Origin of the sequence: Bacteroides sp. BFG-637 (assembly GCF_024793605.1) — a bacterium.
In the GTDB taxonomy this organism is placed as follows: domain Bacteria; phylum Bacteroidota; class Bacteroidia; order Bacteroidales; family Bacteroidaceae; genus Bacteroides; species Bacteroides vicugnae.
Window position 1 is genome coordinate 3,960,127 of record NZ_JANUPD010000002.1, and the last position, 24,941, is coordinate 3,985,067.

18 protein-coding genes and 1 pseudogene are annotated in these 24,941 nt (G+C 41.5%); 12 read left to right on the forward strand and 7 right to left on the reverse strand.

Annotated elements, in window-relative coordinates; translation table 11 throughout:
• The first annotated feature begins 20 nt into the window (after positions 1-20).
• The 8 genes and pseudogenes from NXX38_RS15255 to NXX38_RS15290 all read left to right on the forward strand — a co-directional run bounded on the left by NXX38_RS15255 (position 21) and on the right by NXX38_RS15290 (position 12,389).
• Positions 21-395, forward strand: coding sequence for a hypothetical protein (locus NXX38_RS15255; RefSeq protein ID WP_217721480.1), 375 nt, complete (start codon positions 21-23; stop codon positions 393-395).
• A 237-nt stretch (positions 396-632) separates the two neighbouring features.
• A complete protein-coding gene (locus NXX38_RS15260; protein WP_148366018.1) occupies positions 633-1,163 on the forward strand; it encodes a sigma-70 family RNA polymerase sigma factor in 531 nt (176 codons plus the stop codon).
• A 49-nt stretch (positions 1,164-1,212) separates the two neighbouring features.
• Positions 1,213-4,462 (forward strand): annotated as a pseudogene (locus NXX38_RS15265) (TonB-dependent receptor).
• 33 nt (positions 4,463-4,495) lie between these two features.
• Positions 4,496-6,292, forward strand: a complete 1,797-nt coding sequence (locus tag NXX38_RS15270; RefSeq protein ID WP_258980040.1) for a RagB/SusD family nutrient uptake outer membrane protein — start codon at positions 4,496-4,498, stop codon at positions 6,290-6,292.
• 36 nt (positions 6,293-6,328) lie between these two features.
• On the forward strand, positions 6,329-7,522 hold the full coding sequence (locus tag NXX38_RS15275; RefSeq protein ID WP_148366024.1) for a DUF5013 domain-containing protein: 1,194 nt from the start codon (positions 6,329-6,331) through the stop codon (positions 7,520-7,522).
• Positions 7,523-7,571: 49 nt separating this feature from the next.
• Positions 7,572-9,611 carry an IPT/TIG domain-containing protein gene (locus NXX38_RS15280; protein WP_258980050.1) on the forward strand — a complete coding sequence of 680 codons (2,040 nt, stop codon included), beginning with the start codon at positions 7,572-7,574 and terminating at the stop codon, positions 9,609-9,611.
• A 58-nt stretch (positions 9,612-9,669) separates the two neighbouring features.
• Positions 9,670-10,968 (forward strand): alginate lyase family protein, encoded by a 1,299-nt coding sequence (locus NXX38_RS15285; protein ID WP_148366028.1) that lies wholly within the window; start codon positions 9,670-9,672, stop codon positions 10,966-10,968.
• 14 nt (positions 10,969-10,982) lie between these two features.
• Positions 10,983-12,389 (forward strand): glycosyl hydrolase family 28 protein, encoded by a 1,407-nt coding sequence (locus NXX38_RS15290; protein WP_258980052.1) that lies wholly within the window; start codon positions 10,983-10,985, stop codon positions 12,387-12,389.
• A gap of 386 nt (positions 12,390-12,775) precedes the next feature.
• Here NXX38_RS15290 and uxuA read toward each other — a convergent pair whose 3' ends face one another.
• Both uxuA and NXX38_RS15300 read right to left on the reverse strand, forming a co-directional pair.
• On the reverse strand, positions 12,776-13,963 hold the full coding sequence (gene uxuA / locus NXX38_RS15295; protein ID WP_258980053.1) for a mannonate dehydratase: 1,188 nt from the start codon (positions 13,961-13,963) through the stop codon (positions 12,776-12,778).
• 30 nt (positions 13,964-13,993) lie between these two features.
• Entirely contained in the window at positions 13,994-14,809 is an 816-nt protein-coding gene (locus NXX38_RS15300) for an SDR family oxidoreductase (RefSeq protein ID WP_117935118.1), read from the reverse strand.
• Positions 14,810-14,929: 120 nt separating this feature from the next.
• On the opposite strand from NXX38_RS15300, the gene NXX38_RS15305 reads away from it, so the two are divergent.
• A complete protein-coding gene (locus NXX38_RS15305; protein ID WP_258980054.1) occupies positions 14,930-15,811 on the forward strand; it encodes an AraC family transcriptional regulator in 882 nt (293 codons plus the stop codon).
• Between the two features lie 2 nt (positions 15,812-15,813).
• On the opposite strand, the gene NXX38_RS15310 is transcribed toward NXX38_RS15305, so the two are convergent.
• Together NXX38_RS15310 and NXX38_RS15315 are read right to left on the reverse strand one after the other, a co-directional pair.
• Complete coding sequence (locus NXX38_RS15310; RefSeq protein WP_234132031.1) at positions 15,814-16,119, reverse strand: hypothetical protein; 306 nt, start codon at positions 16,117-16,119, stop codon at positions 15,814-15,816.
• A gap of 147 nt (positions 16,120-16,266) precedes the next feature.
• Positions 16,267-16,542, reverse strand: a complete 276-nt coding sequence (locus NXX38_RS15315) for a hypothetical protein (protein ID WP_195649002.1) — start codon at positions 16,540-16,542, stop codon at positions 16,267-16,269.
• Positions 16,543-16,678: 136 nt separating this feature from the next.
• On the opposite strand from NXX38_RS15315, the gene NXX38_RS15320 reads away from it, so the two are divergent.
• Positions 16,679-18,634 (forward strand): glycoside hydrolase family 97 protein, encoded by a 1,956-nt coding sequence (locus NXX38_RS15320; protein WP_258980057.1) that lies wholly within the window; start codon positions 16,679-16,681, stop codon positions 18,632-18,634.
• A 295-nt stretch (positions 18,635-18,929) separates the two neighbouring features.
• Here NXX38_RS15320 and NXX38_RS15325 read toward each other — a convergent pair whose 3' ends face one another.
• On the reverse strand, positions 18,930-19,772 hold the full coding sequence (locus NXX38_RS15325; RefSeq protein ID WP_258980058.1) for an aldo/keto reductase: 843 nt from the start codon (positions 19,770-19,772) through the stop codon (positions 18,930-18,932).
• A 232-nt stretch (positions 19,773-20,004) separates the two neighbouring features.
• On the opposite strand from NXX38_RS15325, the gene NXX38_RS15330 reads away from it, so the two are divergent.
• The gene (locus tag NXX38_RS15330; RefSeq protein WP_258980059.1) at positions 20,005-21,621 is read left to right on the forward strand and encodes an alpha/beta fold hydrolase; all 1,617 of its coding nucleotides are present in this window, start codon (positions 20,005-20,007) and stop codon (positions 21,619-21,621) included.
• Positions 21,622-21,646: 25 nt separating this feature from the next.
• Here the strand turns inward: NXX38_RS15330 and NXX38_RS15335 are convergent, their stop codons facing one another.
• Positions 21,647-22,030 carry a DUF3037 domain-containing protein gene (locus NXX38_RS15335; protein ID WP_004297000.1) on the reverse strand — a complete coding sequence of 128 codons (384 nt, stop codon included), beginning with the start codon at positions 22,028-22,030 and terminating at the stop codon, positions 21,647-21,649.
• Positions 22,008-22,790 carry a HipA family kinase gene (locus NXX38_RS15340; protein WP_195358738.1) on the reverse strand — a complete coding sequence of 261 codons (783 nt, stop codon included), beginning with the start codon at positions 22,788-22,790 and terminating at the stop codon, positions 22,008-22,010. Before NXX38_RS15340 ends, NXX38_RS15335 begins: the two co-directional genes overlap by 23 nt.
• 164 nt (positions 22,791-22,954) lie before the next feature.
• On the opposite strand from NXX38_RS15340, the gene NXX38_RS15345 reads away from it, so the two are divergent.
• Positions 22,955-24,886: a glycoside hydrolase family 127 protein gene (locus tag NXX38_RS15345; RefSeq protein ID WP_258980060.1), complete on the forward strand. Its 1,932-nt coding sequence runs from the start codon at positions 22,955-22,957 to the stop codon at positions 24,884-24,886.
• The last annotated feature ends 55 nt before the right edge of the window (positions 24,887-24,941 follow it).

Consider the following 24,941-nt stretch of genomic DNA (forward strand, 5'->3'; position numbering starts at 1 on the left):
ATTTTATAATATATATTGATATGAAAGTATTAGTTTTAATTTCGTTGGTAGGAGGTTTGATGTTATCTTCTTGCGGAGGTAGCAGTTCAAAAAATAATGCGAGTGGTAAAGAAGTAAATCCGGCAGATACAATCTATTTGGGCGATTTGCGTGAAAAGTTTGCGGATGACAGCATTTTCTTTAAAGTAGTGGCACCGGATTTGATGTTAATGGATTATCAGTATCTTTGGGCAGTAACAGAATCGGAAGCGGTAGAGAAAGGACTGACGAAAGAATACTATAAACGTGTGAAGAAAGAAATCACCGATACGAATGAAGCGATCAAAAGAGGTGTGATGAAAGGTGCGAACGTAAAACGTATACCGGATTTCCAGACATCGCAGGATAATAAATAATGAATCCTTCCGGATGAAAGCTTTCATCCATGCAAATTTAAGAACAGGGGAGTCGTCTAATGTAACGGCATCCCCTTTTTTATTGGAGTGACCGTTAGATTTATCCCGATGAAATGGGACGTTTTTGCAAAAATACACGCTTGTTACGATAGTTTTGTTATCTGTTACTTTTGTGATATTTTAGTTCGAAACTTGTTCCTACTTTTGTATCATCGTTAAACGGATAAATTTAATGCCATGAATAAACAGCAAGCTACATTTGACGACTTTTTCTCTGAATGCTACCTTAAATATAAGGAGTATATCAAGAACTACATCGCTATCCGCATTTGCCATCCGCACGAAGCGGAAGATTTGGCGCAGGATGTCTTTGTCCGCTTATGGGAACACAGGGCATTCGTGAACAAAGATACAGTCTGGTCTTTGCTCTTTACTATCGCCCGCAATATCGTAACTGATAAAATCCGTCGTTATTATAAACAGGAAGATTTTGTCGCCTATATATATAATAGGATGGAAGACATCGGTCGGAATACCACAGAAGATGCCGTTCATTATCGTGAACTAAAAAAGATACACGACAAAGTTATGGAAGCTCTTCCTGTCAAACGCCGCCAGATCTATGAACTTAGTTTCAATCATGAACTGTCTTGTCCTGCCATTGCAGGAAAGCTGTCCTTATCTCCCCGTACAGTAGAATGTCAATTATTGCTGGCTCGCAAAACTGTTCGTACTTGTTTGAAAAATGAATTCTCCAAAGTCGGTTAAATACCAGATTCGGAAAAACACATATTAACTTTAACAATTTAATAGTATTATGGAAATTAAATCCAAATTCTTGTGTTCAAAAGGAGTCGCATTGGCTTTTGCCATGCTGCTGGGTGGTTCGCCCGGTGTATTGCTCTATGCAAATGATTCTGTAGAAGAGAGTTTGATGGTAGCCCAGACAGGCCGTATCATCAAAGGTCTTGTGACAGATGCGAATGGTGAACCATTGATTGGTTGTAATGTAGTGGTCGTAGGAAGCAATGCAGGAGTGATTACCGATATTGACGGTCGGTTTACACTGAATATTCCTGCTGATGCCAAACAAATTAAAATTAGCTATATCGGATATGTAGATCAGATCATTAACCTTCACGACCGCTCTGATTTTAAGGTAGTATTAAAGGAAGATAATAATGCATTGGATGAGGTTGTTGTAGTGGGGTATGGTACACAGAAAAAAGCGACATTGACAGGGGCGGTAGAACAAATAGGTAGCCAGGTATTGGAAAGCCGTGCCATTACCAATGTCGGTGCTGCTTTGCAAGGAGCTACTCCGGGTTTGGTAGTCACTCGTTCTTCCTCACGTCCGGGTAATGAAGGTTTGAATTTCCAGATTCGTGGTCTGACATCTGTCAATGGAGGTAGTCCGTTGATTATTGTAGATGGAGTACCTGTATTGAATGCAGAGTCATTCCAAAATCTAAATTCGGATGATATTGAAAATATTAGTGTTCTGAAAGACGGTTCAGCTTCCATTTATGGTGCGAAAGCAGCCAATGGTGTTATTTTGGTAACTACCAAAAAAGGTAAGGGCAAGACCACCGTAGATTATGGCTTCAATATGCGTTTCACCACTAATGGCATTATGGCTTTCTCTCCCAGTATGCAGGAATATGCCACCATGTGGCTGGAAGCCAATAAGGAAATGCCGGAGCATGACTGGTGGGGCTGGGGAGAAGAAAATCTGAAAAAGATGGCTCAAGGCATTGAAGGTATTTATGAGTCGACTGTGGCCGATTGGGGTACGATGTTCGTAGGTAATGCCAATCGCCTGGATGAATTGTTTGCCCGTCGTTATTCCTACCAGCATAACTTGAGTGTAGCAGGTTCTACGGATAAATCCGATTACCGTATTTCTTTAGCTTATGCCGATAACCAAGCCAATCTGGCCACTGCTTATGATGGACAGAAACAGTTGAACTTGCGCTTGAACTACGGAATCAAATTGACCGATTGGTTCAAACTGGAGACTTCAGCCAGTATGATTAAAACAAATACCGAAACGCCCACACATGGTATCGATCGTACACTCTACGGGAATGATGCTCCATTCTTTCCGGCTAAGAATCCTTATGGACAATGGTATGCTAACTTCGGTAATGTAGGTGACCGCAATGCGGCAGCAGCTACAACGGATGGCGGACGTGACGAGAGAGAGAATCTGACCACTCGTGTTGATTTTAAAGCATTGGTGGATATTTGGAAAGGAATTACTTTCGAGGGTACTGCTTCCTTTCAAAATGAGGAATATCGCAGGGAACGTTATTCGCTTCCGGTACAGTGCTACAATTGGTTCGGCGAGCAGACGGCGAAGTTGGTGTATGAAACAACACAGACCCTTAGTACTCCGCAAGATGTGATGAATTTTAAAGATTCCCATCAGCCGGGATATCTGGTACAGGCAAACAATTCCCGGTATCAATACTATTCAGGGCTATTGAAATATAAGCGTACATTTGCCGAAGTACATAACATAGATGCCATGTTCGGTATCAGTGCCGAGAAATGGGTGACTAAAAAAGTGGTTACCGCTCGTGAGAAGTTTGAGGATGTCGGAATTTACGATCTGAATCTGGCTACAGGTACACAGGGGAACGGGGGGAGGAAAGACTCATAATGGTACCTATTCATATATTGCCCGTTTGAATTACAACTATGCGGAAAAATATATGGTTGAATTGATGGGGCGCCGTGACGGAAACTCCAAGTTTGCTCCTGGTTACCGTTTCAAAAGCTTCGGTTCCGTTTCTTTGGGCTGGGCGTTCTCGGAAGAACAATTTGTAGAGTTTCTAAAGCCTGTTCTTTCTTTTGGTAAGCTGCGTTTAAGCTATGGTAGTTCAGGTAATGATGTTGGGCTGGGCGATTACGATTATGTATCTACTGTCTCTCTTGGGACGGCCGGTTTTGGAACTATACCTGCCAACCAGGTATCTTCAGGTTTCGGTGGTTTAATTTCTTATGACCGTACTTGGGAGAAAGTTTCACAAAAAAACTTCGGTATCGATCTTAACTTCTTCGATAATCGCTTGAAAGCTACATTCGATTATTTTATAAAAGATAATACCGGTATGTTGGTAAATGTCACCTATCCGGGCGTATTAGGAGGTAAATCTCCTAAAACGAATAGTGGTCATTTGAATGTAAAAGGTTGGGAGTTTACTATCGGATGGCGCGACCAGATTAAAGACTTTTCTTACTATGCCAACTTTAATATTGGTGATACAAAGAGTCTGTTGAAAGAGATGGAAGGAGCAGATTCTTATGGGGCCGGTTGGAATGCGGCCGTGAATGGATATCCATTGAATTCGTACTTCCTTTATCGCACAGATGGTTACTTTAAAGATCAGGCGGAAGTAGATCGCTATTATGCACTTTATGGAGAGGGTAAAGAAGATTTGACTGGTGTAGGAGCAGGAAGTGCAAGCCGGTTGCGTCCGGGTGATACCAAACGTTTGGATTTGAATGGTGATTATAAGATTTCCGGTGCAGGGAATGAGAATAGCGATTTGCAATACCTCGGTGACTCCAATCCACATTTTGTTTTCGGTTTCACATTGGGAGGATCATGGAAAGGTTTTGATGTGAACGCGATGTTCCAAGGTGTCGGCAAGCAGTATGTTATCCGTAATGACTGGATGGCTTATCCTTTTCAAACACGTACCGCCAATCAGAACCCGACATATTTGGGCAAAACATGGACAGAGAGCAATCTGAATGCGGAATTCCCTCGTCTGACTACTAATGCAAACCTTGCACGCTGGAATTATCAGAATAATGACTTTATGATGCAGAATAACCGCTATATCCGTTTGAAGACATTGATAGTCGGCTACACATTGCCGCAGATATGGACGCGCAAGGTGAAACTGGAAAAAGTACGTGTTTACTTCTCTGGCAATGATTTATGGGAAGCTACCAGTATTCGAGACGGTTTCGATCCGGAAATGGGAGCGGCCTCCAATAACAGTGGATACCCGTTTGCACGTACTTGGTCGTTCGGTCTGAACGTCACTTTATAGTAGCTATGAAAAATTAAATACAGAATAGAAGATATGAAAAAGATAACGAACTATATATTAATTTGCACCTGCGCATTGGGATTTTCTTCATGCGTGAATACGTTCCTTGACTTGGAACCACTGGATGCCAAGACAGATGTGATTTACTTCAAGACTCCGGAACATTTCCGTGAATATGCTAACGGGCTTTACGGGCAATTATTAGGATGGCAATCTTCTTATGGAAGTATATTCGATCACATGGATGCAGCATCCGATCTCTCCACTTGTTTCAGATATTCGTATGGTGTAGGAACCGGTGTGATGGGAGTTCCTAATGACGATAGTCGTTGGGATAATTGCTATGGTAATATTCGTGCCACTAATCACATGTTTGAGAGGGCAGTTTCTTCCTATACAGGTAATTTGGCGGATATTAAAAAAGAATTAGCCGAAGGTCATTTCTTTCGTGCCTATAACTATTTTTACTTATTAAAGTTTTTTGGCGGAGTGCCTGTCGTTACGAAAGTTCTCGACGTGACTTCATCGGAATTATATGGAAAACGTAATAGCCGTTATGAGGTTGTCAACTTGATTCTCTCCGATTTGGATGAGGCTATCGCAGGGTTGCCGTTGGAGCAGAATATAACCTCTGCCGACAAAGGTAAAATCAGCAAACAGGCTGCACAGGCATTTAAGGCTCGTGTGTTACTTTATGAAGCTACTTGGCGTAAATACAATGGCACTTCTACCGATTTTGAAGGTTCTGCCGGTCCGGCTTCCGATCAAGTAAATGCTTTCCTGGAAGAATCTCTTCAACTATCCGAAACTGTGATGGGGGATGCTGTTTATTCTCTTTGGAATTATAATAATGTAGCAGCGATGAGAAATATGAGTAGCCGTTACCTGTTTAATATTGAAGAAGAAGCTAGCAATCCTGCCGGTGCAGGAAGAGCGACGAACAAGGAATTTATCATAGCTTCTGTATATAGTCAGGAAACGCGTAAAGGACAGGTTGCTTTGAATCAGGTGATTTATACGGATATGCGTCCCAGTCGGAAATTAATTGATATGTTTTTATGCACCGACGGGCTTCCGGTCAGTATGTCTGATAAATTTCAGGGATATAAGAATCCGGGGGACGAATTTCAGAACCGGGATTTCCGTTTGACCTCTTATGTGGGTTCATATGCTACGAGTCTGACAGTTGAGAACTGTGGGTATGGTGTTTCCAAGTTTGCTATTACTGATATTCAACGCCAAAGTAAAGATGAATCGGCCAATTATCCGGTACTTCGGTTGGCAGAAGTATACTTGAACTATGCCGAGGCTGTAATGGAACGTTATGGTGAAATATCAGATGACCAGTTGAATAAATCAATAAATAAAGTCCGTGCCCGTGCAGGAATTGCCAACCTGACAAATGCATTGGCAAAGCGAATTCAGGAAGGAGTACCGGCAAATGCGAGTAAGACAGTTAATCAGGTAATGCTGGATGAGATCCGTCGTGAACGTGCTTTGGAACTCTATATGGAAGGTTTCCGTTGCGACGACCTGAAACGTTGGGGTATTGCGGAAGAGAATCTGAATGAGTCTCGTTGCGGTGCGGTAGTAGGTAATGCCAGCTATCCGACGGCATTTATAGACGAAAACGGGAATGCTACCAGTGCTTTCAATCCGGCTATTTTTACGAAAGGGACGGAAGAAGTAGAGACAGGTAAAGGTAAACTACCTTGTGTAGTGCTTCTCAAATCATCCGACTGTGCATTTACTAAGGGAGATTATTTGTGGGCGATTCCAAGAAATCAAATCAACCTGAATTCAAATCTGGTACAAAATCCGGGATATTAATCATTCAAACGTTTAACGTATAATACCATAGATTATATGAAGTTTTTATTCAAATATACATTTCACTTGGCAATACTTGCTTGTGTTTCCGCACTTTTCTCCGGTTGTGAGCAAGATCCCAAGTATAGAGTTTATGATTATCCTGTGCCGGTAGTGGAGAGCATTTATCCAACGGACGGATATGTCACTACACAGGTAGTTATTACGGGAACCAATTTTGGTGACCGTGCAGAAGCTGTGAAGGTCTTCTTCGGTGAAGCTCAATCAAATAAAGTGCTCGATTGCAAAAATAACCGTTTGGTAGTGGAAGTGCCGGAAACAGCAGTAACAGGCAATCTGTCTTTACAGATTTATAATAAAAAGGTGGAGAATATCGGTTATTATACAGTATTGCCGACACCACGTGTCATTACAGTGACCTCTGATAGTGAAGACGGTGAGGGGGTAGCTGATACGGGAGACAGGGTTACTATAACAGGTGAGAACTTTGGTGCGGATCCATCTGATATTTCTGTCAGCTTCAACGGAACGCCGGCTGAATTTGAACTGGTGGATGAATCTACTATTGTTGCGACAACTCCTGCAGATTATAAGACAGGTAATGTGACTGTAACTATTCATGGATATACAATGACAGGTAGTGCAATGTTTAATCCTAACTCAAAGGGTGATGTGACAGTGCTTTACCTCCAAAACTACAAGCAGCCGTTTGCCAAGGCAAATGACGAAAATTGGAAGAACGGTGAATGGTGGACTCCGGCAGTATGGAATCAGAATAAGGCATCTTTCAATGCAAAAAACAATACTACTGTTACCGGAATGCAGTATAAAGCAGCAGAGGGCTTCACATTAGCGTTCCAGAATGGATGGGACAAGGAAGCTTATGCGAATGGGAAAATGTGGCAAGTTGCTACGCTCCGTCCTGGTAAGTATAGATTGGAAGTTACATATGCCTATTCGTTGGTAGTAAATGATGCGGGGAATTTTATTTCTGCATTAATAGCTAAAGGAAATAGTGAGAGTGATATACCGGATGTGGCTGATATTGAGCAATTAGATGGAGTTTGTGTGGTCTATGATAAAGCTGGTACAAATGATGATTCGGGTACGTTGGTGACACCTTCGTTTGAAGTGGCGGAGACAACGGATGTTGTCATTGGATTCCTTACTTCTCTGGCCAAAGGCAATTCATACTTTAAGGTAACAGAATTGAAATTGATTCTTGAATGATGTGGAAAAAGAAAAAAGAGTAATTCATCGTGATAATATAATTAAGATTATGAAGAAAATATATAACTATCTGTTTCCCGTTTTCCTCTCGCTTTTCGCATTGGCTGCTTGTGACGAGGATAACGAAGAAATTGTTCCAATGAGTTACACTGATCCTGTGGCAACTGTAACAAAGATAGATCCTGTAGAAGGATATGTTGGGAATGAGTTTACCGTTAGTGGTAGTGATTTTGGTATCAGAACAGAAGATGTGAAAGTTTTTATCGGTTCCCAGGAGGCAGCAGTAGTCTCCTGTGTCGACGATGCAATTCTTGCGAAAGTGCCGGAATCTGCAACAAACGGAAAGATAACCGTTGAAGTCTTCGGACAACGTGTAGAGACTGATCTTGTTTATCGTGTACTTGGTAAGCCGGGTGTTAGTGTAGTGAAACCTTCCTATGGTTTTCCGGGTGCCAGTATTGTTTTCGAAGGACAAGAATTTGTTTCTTCTAAAGCATTATACACTTTGACTTTTGGAACTTCCACAGAAAAGGCGGAGATTGTGGGTACGCCTACTGATACCGAATTTACAGCCAAAGTTCCCGAGACAGCTGGCAGTGGAGTCATGACACTTGTTATGGCAGAACAAACGATTGATTTAGCATCTTATCCTTTCACAGTGTTGAAGCATGCAACGCTTGATATTCCTAAGGAAGGCGAACCGGTTCCATCTGGTTTTGCAGGCAGTAAATTTGCAATAACAGGAACCAATCTTGTGCAAGAATTGCTGGATAGGTCTGTTGAGGGGTTGGAGCCTTTGAAAGTCACTTTCTCTAAAGCTGGCGGAGAACCTGTAGAAGCTGCAATAGATACTGATAATTTGACAGATAAGAGTATTCCACTCACTGTACCTGTTTCGTTGGAAGCCGGAGATTATACAATTACTGTCATCACTCCGTTTGAAACTATTGGGACACAGTTGAAATATACGGTATTACCGATGCCGACAGTAACAGGCATTTCAACGAAAGCCGGATATATTAATGCGGAAGTAATGATCATTGGTCAGAACTTTGGTACGAAAGCTGAAAATATTCAGGTCTTTTTCGGAGAGACAGTTTGTGATAAAGTGACACTGAATGATAAAGGTAATATTGTAGTGAATGTTCCAAAAGGAGTTTCATCTGAAGCTCCGGTGAAGATTAAACTGATCATTCAGGGTAAGGAAATAGAGATGGGCGAATCGGGCACATTTGAGGTTTGGGAAACTCCGGAAATCACTTCCGTTGAAACACCGTATATTTATCCTTATGGTACATTAGTAAAAGCCGGACAGGAAATAACATTTACAGGAAAAGGTTTTGGAACGGATAAGAATTCTGTTACAGTTACTTTTGAGGGAATATCCGTACCTGTTGCGGTTAAAGAGATTACTACGACTGCTATAACAGTAACAGTTCCGCAAGGTTTCAATGGTGGAAAAGTAACAATGGTGTTTGAAGGCATTACACAGCCCGTAGAGAGTGATATATTACAACCTCTGCCGGCGGATGGAGATATTTCTCAATATGTACTTATGAATTATAAACAGCCTTTTGACTATGTAAAAGAAGGTGGAGATAATGGATTCCATAAAAAAGGAGAGTGGGCAAAAGCCGCTTATTGGATAGTTCAGAACTCTAACTTGACTGCCGGTGAAGGAGGTGCTGCTGTTGATTTGGCATTTAAAACGAAATATGGTGATGGAAGTGACGCAGGTTTGGCTTTACAAACAGATTGGGGATTTGACAATCCTAAAAATGATGGTAAGGTATATCAGACTTCTCATCTTCAAAAAGGAAAATATAAGTTGACGGCACACGTTTATGAATATGACGGTAGAGGTTTTACCGGTTATGTTGCGGTTTGTAAAGGCAATGAGATGGCAAATACTAGTGATATACCAAGTAAGAGTCTGGCAAACGCTTCTATTTCCGGTACGGGTGATGTAGTCGTTGATATTCTTGTGGAAGAGCCTACCGATGTGGTCATTGGTTTTGTCTGTACGATTACAGTAAAACAAGGACGGGCTAAGATAGATAATTTCAAATTAGAGTTAGTAGAGCAATAAACTATAATTGGGTACACCGTAATCAATGGTAGATGCGGTGTACCATTAAACCAAAAGTATGATGAAAAAGATATATTACATAGCTGCAGTATTCGCTACCCTGTTTTTGGCAGGATGTGGTGACGGCATTGACCTTCCGGGTGTCAATGTGGAAACTGATTTGAATAAAATTCCCCTTCCTGATAATAACGTAAATTTGGAACAGGTTGAACTTAAACCGTCAACAGAACCCATGCTGCATGAAGGGTTGCATACGGAGGCAGATTTCCAGCGTATCCGGGATAAAAAAGCTGCCGGAGAAGAGCCTTGGGTAAGTGCTTATCAATTATTAGTAGAAAGTCAGTTTTCGCAGAAGACGGCAGATACTTATCCTACGGAATGGATTAAACGTGGAATTTCCGGTGATGAAAATTATATGAATGCAGCCAGAGGAGCTACTATCGCATATCAGCAAGCGCTTCGTTGGAAGATTGAACAAGATGATGAATATGCGGCAAAAGCGGTGGAGAATTTGAATAAGTGGGTACAGACTTGCGTCGGTGTAACGGGTAATACGAATTTATCTCTTGCCGCAGGACTTTATGGTTATGAATTTGCTATTGCCGGTGAATTATTGAGGGACTATGGAGGATGGGACCGTGCGGACTTCGCAGCTTTCCAGAATTGGTTACTTAAAGTGTTCTATCCTGCCAATGACGATTTTCTGAAACGCCATCACGATACGAATGCGTTACATTATTGGGCTAACTGGTGTCTTTGTAATATAGCGGCTAAAATGGCTATCGGCATCGTTACCGATCGTCGTGATATTTATAACGAAGGTATCGACCATTTGCAGACTGGTGATACAAACGGACGTTTACGTCGTGCTATCTATCACGATTATGCACCGGACTATAACTTTGCTCAATGGCAGGAGAGTGGACGTGACCAAGGGCACACGTTGATGTGTGTCGGATTGATGGGAATTATTTGCCAGTTGGCATGGAGTCAGGGAGACGATTTCTTTGCCTATGATGACAATCTGTTCATGCGGGCTTGCGAATATGCCGCTTGTTGTAATTACACCAATGAGACTGTACCATATACTACTTATATATGGCAAAAACAGAGTCAATGGGGATATCCGATTCCGGAAGAGCAAACAGCACTTGGTGACGGTAAATGGATCAAACGTGCGATATGGGCGTTGCCTTACTATCATTACAAAGGGGTAAAAAACATCTCGGATGATAATCTCAAATACACTAAGATTGCTACCGAATATGTAGGAATAGAAGGAGGCGGCGGTTATTATGATGCTAATTCCGGCGGATATGATGTACTTGGACTTGGTACATTGATGTATGCAAAATAAATGAACAACTTAAAATGAATAGACTGATACGAATAGCGTTTACATTTTTACTTGTAATGACTTCAGAAGTTATACAGGCAGAAATTGTCATCTATCCGGTGCCACAAGGTATCTACTATGCCCGTCACAACGACGACTACACAGTAAAGGTACGTCAAGTGGGTGAAAAAGATTGGGTAGACCTTTATGAATATAATGTAAAGGTGGATATGGATACCAAGTCGGATGCAACCATGGTACAGTTTGATTTTTCCGGTAAAGTGGAAGTGCTGGTGCAAAAGAATAACGGAGAACTCCGTTCAGCAGTAGTGCGTCCGTTATCCAAAGGCATTCAGCCGGAGATAGACGGAAATTTTCTGCTGTTCACATTGGATAAACCGCAAAAGCTCTCTGTAGAGTTCAACGGTGACCGTTTGAATAATCTGCATGTGTTTGCCAATCCGATCATTGAGAATGTGCCTGATAAGAATGATCCGAATGTGATGTATTTTGAGTCCGGTATACACGAACCCACTGATGTGGCAGGCAAATGCTTCCGTATTCCTTCCAACACGACTGTCTATCTGGAAGGTGGAGCGGTGCTGAAAGGTTGCCTGACTTGCGACAGCGTAGAGAATGTAAAGATTCTCGGACACGGTATGTTGCTTGAACCGCAGCAGGGAATATCGGTGGCATACTCCAAGAATGTACTGATTGATGGAATTACAGTCGTCAACTCCCGTCACTACACTGTTTCCGGTGGGCAATCGCAAGGAATCACTATCAAAAACCTGAAATCATTCAGTTATCAGGGCTGGAGTGACGGATTGGATTTTATGTCCTGCTCGGATGTAGTGATTGATGATGTTTTTCTTCGTAATTCAGACGACTGTATAGCCATCTATACGCATCGTTGGAATTATTATGGAGATTCTCGTAATATCCGTGTACTTAATTCTACACTATGGGCGGATATTGCTCACCCCATCAATATCGGTACACATGGAAATACGAAAACAGGAGATGAAGTTTTAGAAGATATATTGTTCAAGAATATCGATATCTTGGAACATGATGAGGACGATCGTGATTATCAAGGCTGTATGACTATCAACGTAGGAGATCACAATCTGGCACAAAACATTACTTTTGAGGATATTCGTGTGGAGCATATTCAGGAAGGACAGTTGTTTCATCTTCGGGTGATGTATAACCAAAAATATAACACAGGGCCCGGCAGAGGTGTCAGAAACATAACGTTCCGTAATATTTCATGTATCGGGAAATATATCAATCCTTCTTTGATGGAAGGTTATGATAAGAATAGGAAGGTTGAGAATATTTTGTTTGAAAACATCGTGTTGAACGGCAAACGGATCACCTCTTTGGAAGAACTGAATATAGATAAAAAAGATTTTGTAGGGAAGATACGGATAAAGTAGCTAACAAATAAAAGATTGTGTTGATTTTACCCTCACACTCTCACCCGGCTCTCAATCCCTTTATCCATCGGACTTTCGTGGGTGAGGGTAAAGGTGAGAGTAGTGTGAGGGTAAAATTTACTCTCACATATGATCATAACTAAAGGCCCGGAGGAATGGTCGTTTCTTGTCTTTGAGACTGAATTTTCCAGCTTTAGAAACTATAGTTTTCCGCTTTTGGAACTGGAGTTTCGAGCCTTTGGAACTAAAGTTTCAAGGCAGGAAACCATCAGTTTCAAGTAACGAAACACTTTGTTTCACACCGTGAAACAAAATATTTCCCGCCTTGAAACAAATAACTAGGTTATTGCTCTGACGAAGCTCTGTACTGTATCAGTACTGCAAGATTATAATATAATCTGCCGTTCTTTCTCATCATCCACCACAGCCATCATTCCTTCTACTTGTGCAAGAGCCAGCATACGTCCGTGGAAAGAATATCCCGGATTGTAGCCTTTATCTTCATCTCCCAGCATCATTCGTCCGTGGTCTACACGCATCGGTAATCCCGGATTTTCCTTCTCGAAGATACGGATAAGGTCAATCAGATGTCCTCTTCCCGTAAGATGGGAGCTTTCAATGAAGTTTCCACTTTGCATGGCAGCCGTGCTGCGCAGGTGTACGAAATGAGTCCTTTTTGCAAATTTCTTAGCCAACTCACGTGTATCGTTATGCTCGCCTGCACTCAAAGAGCCTGCACAGAAAGTTAATCCATTATGAGGATTATTTATGGCATTCAGGAACCATTCAATATCACTTTCATTGGTAACGATACGTGGCAAACCTAATACCTGAAATGGAGGATCATCCGGATGTACACACATATTAACTCCATATTCTTCGCATACAGGCATGATTGCAGATAAGAAATAACGCATATTTTCACGCAAAGTATCGCGGTCTATATCTTTGTACAAAGCGAGTAGCCGCTTGAAGATGGCAACCGGATTTTTATCTCCTTCTTTGATATTGCCGTTGACAAAACCTTGTGTCTTGACGATAATGGTATCAATCAAAGCGTCTTTTTCTGCTTCTGTGATAACCTTATCTAACTCGGCAACTTTCTGAAGTTCTTCTTCAGTGTAATCTTTTTCAGCTCCTTCACGTTCTAGGATTCGGATATCGAAATAAGCAAAACGGATGCGGTCATAATACAGGGAACTGGTACCGTCCGGCCAAGGGTATTGCAAGTCTGTACGTATCCAGTCGATAACGGGCATGAAGTTGTAACAAACTGTTTTTATGCCGCATTTACCCAAATTGGCAAGGCTTGTTTTGTAGTTATCAATTAACTGTTCACGTTCCGCTCCTGCGTATTTGATTGCTTCACAAACAGGAAGGCTTTCCACTACCGACCAGCGTAACCCATACGATTCGATGTATGATTTCAAATCGTTAATAGCTTCTACTGTCCATATTTCACCATTCGGTACATCATGCAGGGCAGTGACAATCCCTTCTACCCCTATTTGTCGGAGCATCGGCAAGGTAATCTTGTCTTTCTTGCCGAACCATCTCCAAGTTTTTTCCATCATAGTTTCTTTTCTTTATTAAGGAGCGATTATTTATACTCCGCTGAATGCACTGAAACCACCATCGATAGGTAGCATGGCTCCGGTTACGAAGCTAGCGGCTTCACTACACAAGAAATGCACGGCGCCATTCAATTCTTTAATATCACCAAAACGTTTCATAGGAGTTTTAGCCAATACTTTCTTGCTTCTATCTGTCAGTGAACCGTCCGGGTTGATGAGCACACGACGGTTTTGGTCGCCGATAAAGAAGCCCGGTGCAATAGCGTTTACACGGATACCATCACCGTATTTCAGTGCCATTTCACTTGCCAGCCATTGAGTGAAATTGGCTACGGCAGTTTTTGCAGCCGAATATCCCGGTACACGGGTGATAGCACTGTATGCTGCCATTGAGGATACATTAATGATACATCCTTTGCCTTGTTTTGCCATTACTTTACCGAATATCATAGATGGGTAGACTGTCCCGTTCATATTCAGATTAGTCACTTTTTCCCAGCAAGAGATATCCATATCATAAAAGTGCTGATCCGGTTCAAGAGTAGCTCCCGGCATATTGCCACCGGCAATGTTCAATAGAATATCGATCTGTCCCCATTTGGCTACGATTTCTTCGGCTACTTTCTCCAAGCTGGCGATGTCAAGTACATTACCGATGATACCGATTACATCGTCACCGTATTGCTTAAGTTCAGCCACACGGTTGTCTAGTTGCTCCTGACGAATGTCAATAGCGACTACTTTTGCTCCCTGCTGTACAAAGTGTTGGGCAATATTTCCACCCAGTACACCACCTGCTCCGGTAATAACAGCAACTTTACCGGCAATACTAAATAATTCGTTCATGGTTTCTATCAAATGTTTTTATGAATTGATGCAAAAATAGCGGGTTTTTATACATGCTATGATGCGTATTTTTGCAAGATATTTACCTATCTTTGCAAAGGTAGTTTAGAAAGGAGATTTATGAAGAAGATAATGAATGAGAAGTTGACTATTACGACTTCCAATCCCGTCCGTGCCCGCTTTTATGAATATCCGCGTTTTACGTATCCGTGGCATTTTCATAATGAGTATGAAATTATCTATGTAGAGAAGGGAGAGGGGGATTGCCTGGTGGGTGACAGCATTATCTCTTATTCAAAAGGTGATTTGATTCTTTTCGGTTCCGAGCTGCCTCATAGTATGCAAAGCCCACCGGATGACGGAGAAGAATCCGATAATGGAGAAAAATCCAAACTGAAAGTAAAAGGAGTGAATATTCAGTTTGAGAAAGATTTTATGCATTATTCTATTTCTCAATACTCCCAGTTTATTCCTATCAGGAATTTATTGGAAGATGCTTGCAGGGGGATTAAATTCACTGTTGTCCACTCAGGGAAAATTATCAAGCTATTAAAACAGATACCTTCTGCCAGGGGAGCGGAGCAAATCATCCTGTTGCTTTCACTTTTACAGATGATGGCTACCAATAATCACAGGAAATATCTGACTACTTCCCATTATACCCCATCTCCTTCCATCATGCGTAATGAAAGAATGGAAAAGGTGATTGCTTATTTGAATAAACATTATACCGAGTCTATCGGTCTGGATGAAATTGCTTCTTACACAGCGATGAACCCTGCTGCTTTCTGCCGATACTTTAAAGAAAACACAGGAAAGACATTCAAAGAGTATGTACTTGATATGCGTATCGGATATGCTTGTAAACTATTGAATAGTAGTATGATGAATATATCTCAAATCAGTGCTACTTGCGGATTTGAATCACCTGTACATTTTAACCGCATCTTTAAAAGGGTGACAGGAATAACACCGACTTTATATAGAGAGCAGATGGAATAATATCAAAGTTCAGATGATATTTTTCTTATAAATTCTTCGGGAGTTACAATCTCTATTTGGTCATTGTTGGTATAGAAGTCTTTTTTATTCAGAGTTATTAGGTATTCACATTGTTCGGCTATTGCATTTTGATATTGATAACTATCTTCTATATCTGTAAAATTAGCATCCCATATGCCTTTGTTTAATTCTTCATTTGAAATGTCGCAAATATCCGACATTAATAATATGTTATTAAGTATATTACGTAGCTTATCTAAACGTTGCTCTTTGGATAAAGAATTTGTTTTCTTTAAGTATGCCTCCACAAGATATGTAATTGTATATGAAAGAACCTTGAGAAATATAGCAGTCGACAACTCTAGTTTTATATAGATTGTATATGCGGGAGATTTCAGCGGAATGTGAACGGTTGGTTATGGATTCCATTAATATATTGGTATCTAAAAAGACTCTCATTCTAGGTTATATTTTTCTTTTAAAATATTATCTCTCATCTCTTCCCAAGGAATTTCAGAATCAATACTTCCTATTAAGGATTGGCTATCGAACAATTCTCTCCTTTTCTTTCTGGAAAGATTAATCTGTCCCCCTTTTTCTTTTTGAAGCTGCATATACTGTTTTAGTACATCAACATTTTCTTCTTCTCTGATGGACTTAATAATTTTACGTCTTATATTTTTGATATATGACTGGGAATAATATTCACCTATGGGTTCTTCTACTTTCATATCTTGTTCTGCTTACAATCTAAACAAAGATACTATTAAATAATAGAACTAAAAATAATATTTTATTTTTTATCGTATATTTGATATTGAGTATAATATCTTTCTCGTTCGTATATAATAGGAAAGATGAATAAACATGAACGTAAATAGAAGAATGAAGAAAAGAATTTTGCTTTTGTTGTTGGTGATACCGGCATTGGTAAAAGCGCAAGATGTGATGACAGAAACCCGCCAGGAACTGATGTCTCCTGATGGAGCTTACCGCTTTACCTTCTATCAGCGTGCGGTGGGAGAGGATAATGCACAAATGTATTATACCTTGACTTATAAGAACCGTCCGGTGATTGAAGAAAGTAAATTAGGAGTTCTGATTGAGAATCAACTGTTTGAGTCGGCGTTGGGCGTTCCGAACGATACTTGTCATTTTTGGTGTGAAAATCTGAAATTGACAGGGACTGAACAACGAAAGGCGGATGCAACATGGAAGCCTGTATATGGCGAACGTGCGGAAGTACGTGACTGCTACAATGAGATGACTTTGAAATTCAAGAAGGGAGAAGGGGATGGCAACCGAGACGGTGGCTATGATAAGCGTAAGAATTACTTTATGAACATTATCGTTCGTGCCTATAATGAAGGAGTTGCTTTCCGCTATCATTTTCCGGAAACGACAAACGGACTTTTCTTGCATATCATCGGTGAGCAGACCAGCTTCACAATGCCTGAAGGAACGATGGCATATTACGAGCGTTGGGCACAAGGACCTTGCGTACTTCGTCCGTTGGAAGGATGGGGCAAAGAGGAGAGTGAGCGTCCTTTGACTTTGATACTGCCTGACGGATTATCCGTAGCTCTGCTGGAAACGGAAATGGTGGATTATGCCCGTGGTAAATTCCGTTTATCGGCAGAGAAACCTTCCACTTTGGAGACAAGTCTGTATAGTAGCGTCGATATTATTTCTCCTTACAGTACTCCGTGGCGTGTAATCATGGTTGGCGAACGTCCGGTCGATTTAATTAATAATAATGATATTGTCTTGAATCTGAATCCGGCTTGCAAACTGGCTGATACTTCTTGGATTAGACCGGGAAAAGTATTCCGTTCGGGAGACCTGAAACAGGAAAGAGTAAAAGCTGCCATCGACTTTGCAGCAGAGCGCGGCATTCAGTATGTGCATATGGATGCCGGCTGGTACGGACCGGAAATGAAAATGAGTTCGGATGCTACTACTGTTTCTCCTGATAAAGACCTTGATATACCTGCTTTATGTAAATATGCCGGATCGAAAGGAATCGGACTTATGGTGTATGTCAATCAGCGTGCATTAGTGCAGCAGTTGGATACCCTGTTGCCTTTGTATAAGAAATGGGGATTGAAAGGTATCAAGTTCGGTTTTGTACAGATTGGTAATCAGCGTTGGAGTACTTGGCTGCATGATGCAGTCCGTAAATGTGGAGAATACGGTCTGATGGTAGATATTCATGACGAATATCGTCCGACAGGATTCAGTCGTACTTATCCTAACCTGATGACGCAGGAGGGTATTCGTGGTAATGAAGAAATGCCGGATGCCACACACAATACGACTCTTCCTTTCACCCGCTATCTGGCAGGTGCAGGAGATTATACGCTTTGTTATTTCAATAACCGGGTGAAGAATACGAAAGCACATCAGTTGGCTATGGCAGCAGTGTATTACAGTCCTTTGCAATTTATGTTTTGGTATGACAGACCGGAATTCTACCAAGGAGAAGAAGAACTGGAATTTTGGAAAGCCATTCCGAGTGTATGGGATGACAGCCGTGCGTTAGATGGAGAAATTGGTGAATATATCATTCAGGCACGTCGTTCGGGGAATGACTGGTTTGTAGGAGCAATGACAAATACGGAAGCCCGCACAATTACATTGACTACGGATTTTCTGGAACCGGGAAAGAAGTATATGCTTCATCTCTATGAAGATGATGACAAGCTGAATACACGAACGAAAGTACGCACTACTCATAAGAAGATAAAAGCCGGAGATAAACTTGTTTTGAAGCTAAAAGCAAGTGGCGGGGCTGCATTGCATTTCACTCTATTGGAAAAATAAATTGTTTTTTATGTAAATCAGTAGTTGAATTAGAGTAAAACAGTATATAAATGAACTATTTCACCACAGAGGACACGGAGGACACAGAGGTTATAATAATCTCTGAATTAGAACTCTGAAAACTCTGTGTCCTCCGTGTCCTCTGTGGTGAAAACCGTACGGAAATGAATGATAGTTTATTTTCAATAGCTGATTCGTAGTATTTTATAATGAGCGCAATTAATGAGAACATCCCCTTTAACCTTGTCTTTCATGTAATGAAAGTAGCAAAAGGAGTAAAGGGGATTTCATTTCCTTATTTACTATAATTAATCAACCACTTCACCATCTCCGGGTCATTATGAGAGAAGAAAAGTGTCTTAGCTGTATCAAGCGCAGCGATAGCCGCCATAGCATCCGGTGTTAAAGAAAAATCGAAAACATTGAAATTCTCAATCATACGTTCTTTATGAGTCGATTTAGGAATCACGATAATATCGCGTTGAATCAGATAACGTAGTGCGACCTGTGCCACTGATTTGCCATATTCTTTACCGATTTCCTGAAGAGTCGGGTTGGTAAAGAAGTCGTTCCGTCCTTCGGCAAACGGCCCCCATGACATAATTTTAGTGCCATATTCCTTCATGACTTCCTGTAACTTTATCTGTTGGTTGAAAACATGTGTCTCCACTTGGTTGACGGCAGGAGTGATTTCGCAGAATTCCGCCAAGTCAACAAAGCGGTCGGGATAGAAGTTGCTGACACCGATAGCACGAACTTTACCGGCTTTGTATGCTTCTTCCATAGCCCGGTAGGTTCCGTAATAATCACCGAATGGCTGATGGATAAGTAACAGGTCGATGTAATCACTTTTTAATTTACACAGTGATTCTTCGATAGAAGTTTTGGCCTTTTCGTAACCGGCATTTGAAATCCATACTTTTGTAGTGATGAACAGTTCCTCACGCGGAATGCCACATTTACTGATTGCATTTCCTACACCCTCCTCATTATGATAGGCTTGTGCCGTATCAATGGAACGATAACCTGCACTGATTGCATCCAACACGCAATGTTCACACTCTTCAGGCGTAACCTGATAGACACCATAACCTAAAATAGGCATTTCAATGCCATTGTTCAATTTTACTTTGTCCATAATTAATCCTATTAAATTAAAATCGTATTCTAATGTTTTTATTATCTTTATCTCCTGTATGCAAAGTTAGTTTGTAAAAGGTAAACTGTTTTTATATAAATTACGGCTTTTGCTACCATTTTCACGGATAGCCCTGTCTTTGCATTTAATCTTTCATATATATAGTTGTTTTTTGAGTATTTTGTTTTCCATATTCGTAGTATAGGAAGTTAAATCAATAAAAAGAAGCATTATGAATAAATATTTTCTTGTTGTTTTGTTATCTCTGTTCATGCAGACTACCCGAGTTACAGCAGCTCCCTGGCAGTGGTCAGTAGAAATAAAAGAGCTGATTTCAGAAGAAACAAACGCCCACCCGTCTGCTTATCTGTGGATACCGGAAAACTGCAAACAAGTCCGTGCCGTCATCGTCGGGCAACATAATATGACCGAAGAGACAATTTTCGAACATTCCGGATTCCGGGAAAATATGGCAAAACTTGGGATTGCAGAGATATGGATAACTCCCGGAATAGACCAGCGCTGGGACGTGACAAAAGATACCCAGCAAATCTTTGAAACAATGATGAAGAATCTGTCTGAAATAAGCGGGTATACAGAACTGGAGTTTGCCCCGGTCATCCCTATCGGACACTCGGCAATGGCTACTTATCCGTGGAACTTTGCCGCTTGGAATCCCGAACGTACATTGGCCGTACTTTCTATTCACGGTGATTCTCCCAGAACTCATTTGACAGGCTACGGAAGTGCAAATTTGGATTGGGGAAACCATACGATTGAAGGTATTCCTTCATTAATGGTAATGGGGGAGGACGAATGGTGGGAAGACCGATTGATAACTTCCTTCGATTATCGCCGTGAATATCCGAATGCTCCCCTTTCATTCCTTGCAGATGCAGGACATGGACATTTCGATATATCCGATGAATTGATTGATTATCTTTCTCTCTTTCTGAAAAAGGCAGTGCAATACCGGTTGCCAAACCATTCTCCATCGAATACTCCGGTTCTGTTAATTCCGGTAGAAGCAAAGAATGGATGGCTGGCAGACCGCTGGCGAAAGAATGAAAAGCCTACAGCCGAAGCCGCTTCCTATGATAAGTATAAAGGAGACAAGACCCATGCGTTTTGGTATTTTGATAAAGAAATGGCAGATGCCACAGAAAAATATTACGCCAATGAGCGTGGAAAGACAGAGCAGTACATCGGCTTTGAGCAAAAAGGAAAACTGATTACTTTCAATCCGAAATCCCATGTACGTATGTCTCCTTCTTTTCAACCCGAGGCGGACGGAGTTACTTTCCATTTGAAAGCTGTGTACACAGATACGTTAAGGAACGAATATTCTCAAAAACACAGTACACGTCCCATTCGAATGTCGAGAATCTGCGGTCCGGTGGAAGTGGTGAATGATACAACTTTTACTGTACGTTTCTATCGGATGGGATTGGATAATCCTAAACGCACAGGAAGTATCTGTCTGATGGCTTCCGCAAGACAGGATCATAGCTACCGGAGTGCCGTTCAGCAGGTAGAGATTCGTATTCCTTACCGGAATAAGGAAGGAATACCCCAACGTATTATTTTTCCGAAACTATCCGATGTAAAGGCTTCAGTGAAAGAAATAACTTTGAAAGGAACTGCTGACTCCGGTCTTCCGGTTTACTATTATGTAAAAGAAGGGCCGGCAGAAATAAAGGGGGATAAACTGGTATTGACTAAAATTCCTCCGCGTGCAAAATTTCCGGTAAAGGTGACAGTGGTAGCCTGGCAATATGGACGTAGCGGGGAACCTAAAGTGCAGACTGCTGAAGCAGTGGAGCAGAGCTTTTATATTACCGCCCGTTAGTCTGACAAAGAGATTGTTCAAGGAATCAGAGTACTAATTCCTTGAACAATCTTTCCAAAGTCTTATCTAAATCTGTAGAAAATCCCGGATGCGGGCGGGACACCTGTATGCAGGAACTTTTTACTGCGGTCAGCCAACGAAATCTGTCAGGAATATCCATATTGGCTATAGCTCCTCCCTCTTTATTTCCCATGCATATCTTGTCAAAGACCTGTAACCCTTCTTTCAGGCAATTAATATCCAGTTCGGAAGAAAACAGTTTTAGTTTGTTCTCATCTATCGTATAGAGGGATTTCAGGTATTTGGCTTGTTTGGAAAACAATACAATCCCCATATTGATAAACTCCTCCCGTTCTACTTTAGGAACGAAACGGATGACTGCGTATTCATATAAGTGCCTTTCTTGCATTTTGCGCTTCATTTACAAATGTTTCGGAATGCTTAATCCTTTCTTCTAAGAATTGAATATAAATCTCTCTCAAATCCTGTGGAGTTTCTGTACCTTCCGTCCAGTTCAACCAGTCGTCGGGAATAGCATTGACTATCTCACGGATTTTATCAGAAGTTAATATCTGTCTGAATTCGATATCTACTTCTTCCAGTTTATCGGCAAACGGCAATAATACATGGTCTTTTATCTGTACAAAAGGAACCAGTGCCTGTTTTTGCCAGTTAGTCCAGGAATGGTGGAAATAAAGAGAAGCCCCATGATCAATCAACCATAGTTCTTTGTGCCACATCAGCATATTGGTATTTTTAATGGTACGGTCTACGTTAGTCAGCAAGGCATCCAGCCATACCACTTGCGAAGCCGTTTTCCCATCTACTTGATGTACTATCGGATCAAAAGTCAGTGAACCGGAAAGGAAATGCAATCCCATATTCAGTCCGCGACTCCATTGAAGTAAATCCTGTATCTCTTCGTCCGCTTCCGTCCGCCCGAAGGCCTCGTCCAGATTCAGAAAAACTATTTCGGGAACTCTGAAACCCAGTGCACGGGCTATCTCCCCACCAATCAGTTCGGCAATCAGCGCTTTTGTTCCGTGTCCTGCCCCTCTGAATTTGACTACATACTTAAATTCATCGTCAGCTTCGGCCAAAGCAGGCAATGAACCTCCCTCACGCAGAGGAAGAATATATCTTGTGACATTTGCCGTACGTAAATCCATGTAGCTCCTTTCTTTGATTTGGGGAATAAAGATAGGACGTTTCAGATGAATTTTATAAGAAAGTGGGCTTTAAATTAAAGAATTGTAGCTTAATTAAATAATTTTGTAGCTTTGAGTGTTTGAGGCACCTTGTTCGTATCTTATAGGTAAAAGATAGAAATAGTATGAATAAGAAAATTTTAGTTACGGCAATCTTGTTTGGTTCATTGACAGTATCGGGTATAGCGTCAGCTCAATCTGTATATCCCGGTCAACATCAGGGAAAGTTGAAAAAGGAAACAGTGGCTCCCCTTCAAGCAGAAAGTTTTGATTTGAAAGACGTCCGCTTGTTGCCAAGTCGTTTCCGTGATAATATGCTTCGGGATTCTGCCTGGATGACTTCAATAGATGTGAATCGCCTGCTGCATAGCTTCCGTACCAATGCCGGTGTATTTGCCGGACGTGAGGGCGGTTATATGACAGTGAAAAAACTCGGTGGTTGGGAATCTTTGGATTGCGAACTTCGCGGACATACTACCGGACATATGCTTTCGGCACTTGGTTTGATGTACGCAGCTACCGGTAGTGAGATATTCAAGCTGAAAGGTGATAGCTTGGTCAATGGATTGGAAGAAGTGCAGAATGCATTAAAAAACGGATATTTGAGTGCTTGGCCTGAAGAATTGATAAACCGGAACATCCAGGGAAAAAGCGTATGGGCTCCTTGGTATACGCTGCATAAACTTTTTTCCGGGCTGATAGACCAATACCTGTATGCGGATAACAAGAAAGCATTGACTATCGCCACCCGAATGGGTGACTGGGCATACAATAAGCTGAAACCTCTTAGTGAAGAAACACGTAAGCTTATGATCCGCAATGAATTTGGCGGTATCAATGAGTCATTCTACAATTTGTACTCAATCACGGGAGATGAACGTTATCGTTGGCTGGCGGAATATTTCTACCACAATGACGTAATCGACCCGTTGAAAGAACTTCGTGATGACTTGGGAACGAAGCATACCAATACATTTATCCCGAAAGTGATAGCCGAAGCCCGCAACTACGAATTAACCCGCAACGAGACAAGCCGGAAACTTTCGGAATTTTTCTGGCATACCATGATTGACCATCATACTTTCGCCCCGGGATGCAGCAGTGATAAAGAACACTACTTTGACCCGAATAAGTTATCCCAACATCTGACCGGTTATACCGGAGAAACCTGTTGTACCTATAATATGCTCAAACTTAGCCGCCATCTTTTCTGCTGGACGGGCGATTCATCTATTGCAGATTATTATGAAAAGGCATTGTACAATCATATCTTGGGACAACAAGATCCCGAAACGGGTATGGTGGCTTATTTCCTGCCTTTGCTTTCCGGTTCTCATAAACTATATAGCACAAAAGAGAACTCTTTTTGGTGTTGCGTAGGCAGTGGATTTGAGAATCACGCAAAGTTTGGAGAAGCCATCTATTATCACAACAATCAAGGAATATATGTAAATCTGTTTATCCCCTCACAGGTAATCTGGAAAGAGAAGGGACTGACCATCCGTCAAGAAACGGAGTTTCCACAGGAAGAAACAACGCGGTTCACTTTCCGGGCAGAGAATCCCGTTCGCACCACTGTTTATCTGCGTTATCCTTCATGGAGCAAAGATGTGAAAGTGCTGGTGAACGGTAAGAAAGTATCTGTAAAGCAGAAACCGGGCTCTTATATCGCCATTACCCGTGAATGGAAAGATGGCGATCAAATTTCGGCTACTTATCCGATGCAAATCAAACTGGAATCTACTCCGGATAATCCAGACAAGGCAGCTCTGTTATATGGTCCGCTAGTATTGGCGGGAGAACGGGGAACAGAGGGTATGCAGGCGCCTGCTCCTTTCTCTAATCCTGCTCTTTACAATGATTATTATACCTATGATTTTCGTGTCCCTGCCCATCTGCGCACTTCTTTGAAACTGGATAAGAAGCATCCCGAACGTGCTTTGCAGCGGGTAGGAAGTGATTTGAAGTTTACGACAGAACAAGGAGATGTGATTCGTCCGCTATATGATTTGCATCACCAGCGCTATGTCGTATATTGGGATTTGCAATCAGAATAGTACTCGCTATAATCAAAATAGCACCTGCTAAAACAGGAAATATTGAAAACAGAAA

Excerpts from the sequence above, each read along its gene's own strand:
- NXX38_RS15345 (WP_258980060.1), top strand. The coding sequence starts at position 22,955 with ATGAATAAGAAAATTTTAGTTACGGCAATCTTGTTTGGTTCATTGACA.
- NXX38_RS15320 (WP_258980057.1), top strand. The coding sequence starts at position 16,679 with ATGAACGTAAATAGAAGAATGAAGAAAAGAATTTTGCTTTTGTTGTTG.
- NXX38_RS15285 (WP_148366028.1), top strand. The coding sequence starts at position 9,670 with ATGATGAAAAAGATATATTACATAGCTGCAGTATTCGCTACCCTGTTT.
- NXX38_RS15275 (WP_148366024.1), top strand. The coding sequence starts at position 6,329 with ATGAAGTTTTTATTCAAATATACATTTCACTTGGCAATACTTGCTTGT.
- NXX38_RS15255 (WP_217721480.1), top strand. The coding sequence starts at position 21 with ATGAAAGTATTAGTTTTAATTTCGTTGGTAGGAGGTTTGATGTTATCT.
- NXX38_RS15270 (WP_258980040.1), top strand. The coding sequence starts at position 4,496 with ATGAAAAAGATAACGAACTATATATTAATTTGCACCTGCGCATTGGGA.
- NXX38_RS15280 (WP_258980050.1), top strand. The coding sequence starts at position 7,572 with ATGAAGAAAATATATAACTATCTGTTTCCCGTTTTCCTCTCGCTTTTC.
- NXX38_RS15325 (WP_258980058.1), bottom strand. The coding sequence starts at position 19,772 with ATGGACAAAGTAAAATTGAACAATGGCATTGAAATGCCTATTTTAGGT.
- NXX38_RS15300 (WP_117935118.1), bottom strand. The coding sequence starts at position 14,809 with ATGAACGAATTATTTAGTATTGCCGGTAAAGTTGCTGTTATTACCGGA.
- NXX38_RS15260 (WP_148366018.1), top strand. The coding sequence starts at position 633 with ATGAATAAACAGCAAGCTACATTTGACGACTTTTTCTCTGAATGCTAC.
- NXX38_RS15315 (WP_195649002.1), bottom strand. The coding sequence starts at position 16,542 with ATGAAAGTAGAAGAACCCATAGGTGAATATTATTCCCAGTCATATATC.
- uxuA (WP_258980053.1), bottom strand. The coding sequence starts at position 13,963 with ATGATGGAAAAAACTTGGAGATGGTTCGGCAAGAAAGACAAGATTACC.
- NXX38_RS15335 (WP_004297000.1), bottom strand. The coding sequence starts at position 22,030 with ATGCAAGAAAGGCACTTATATGAATACGCAGTCATCCGTTTCGTTCCT.
- NXX38_RS15340 (WP_195358738.1), bottom strand. The coding sequence starts at position 22,790 with ATGGATTTACGTACGGCAAATGTCACAAGATATATTCTTCCTCTGCGT.
- NXX38_RS15290 (WP_258980052.1), top strand. The coding sequence starts at position 10,983 with ATGAATAGACTGATACGAATAGCGTTTACATTTTTACTTGTAATGACT.
- NXX38_RS15305 (WP_258980054.1), top strand. The coding sequence starts at position 14,930 with ATGAAGAAGATAATGAATGAGAAGTTGACTATTACGACTTCCAATCCC.
- NXX38_RS15330 (WP_258980059.1), top strand. The coding sequence starts at position 20,005 with ATGAATAAATATTTTCTTGTTGTTTTGTTATCTCTGTTCATGCAGACT.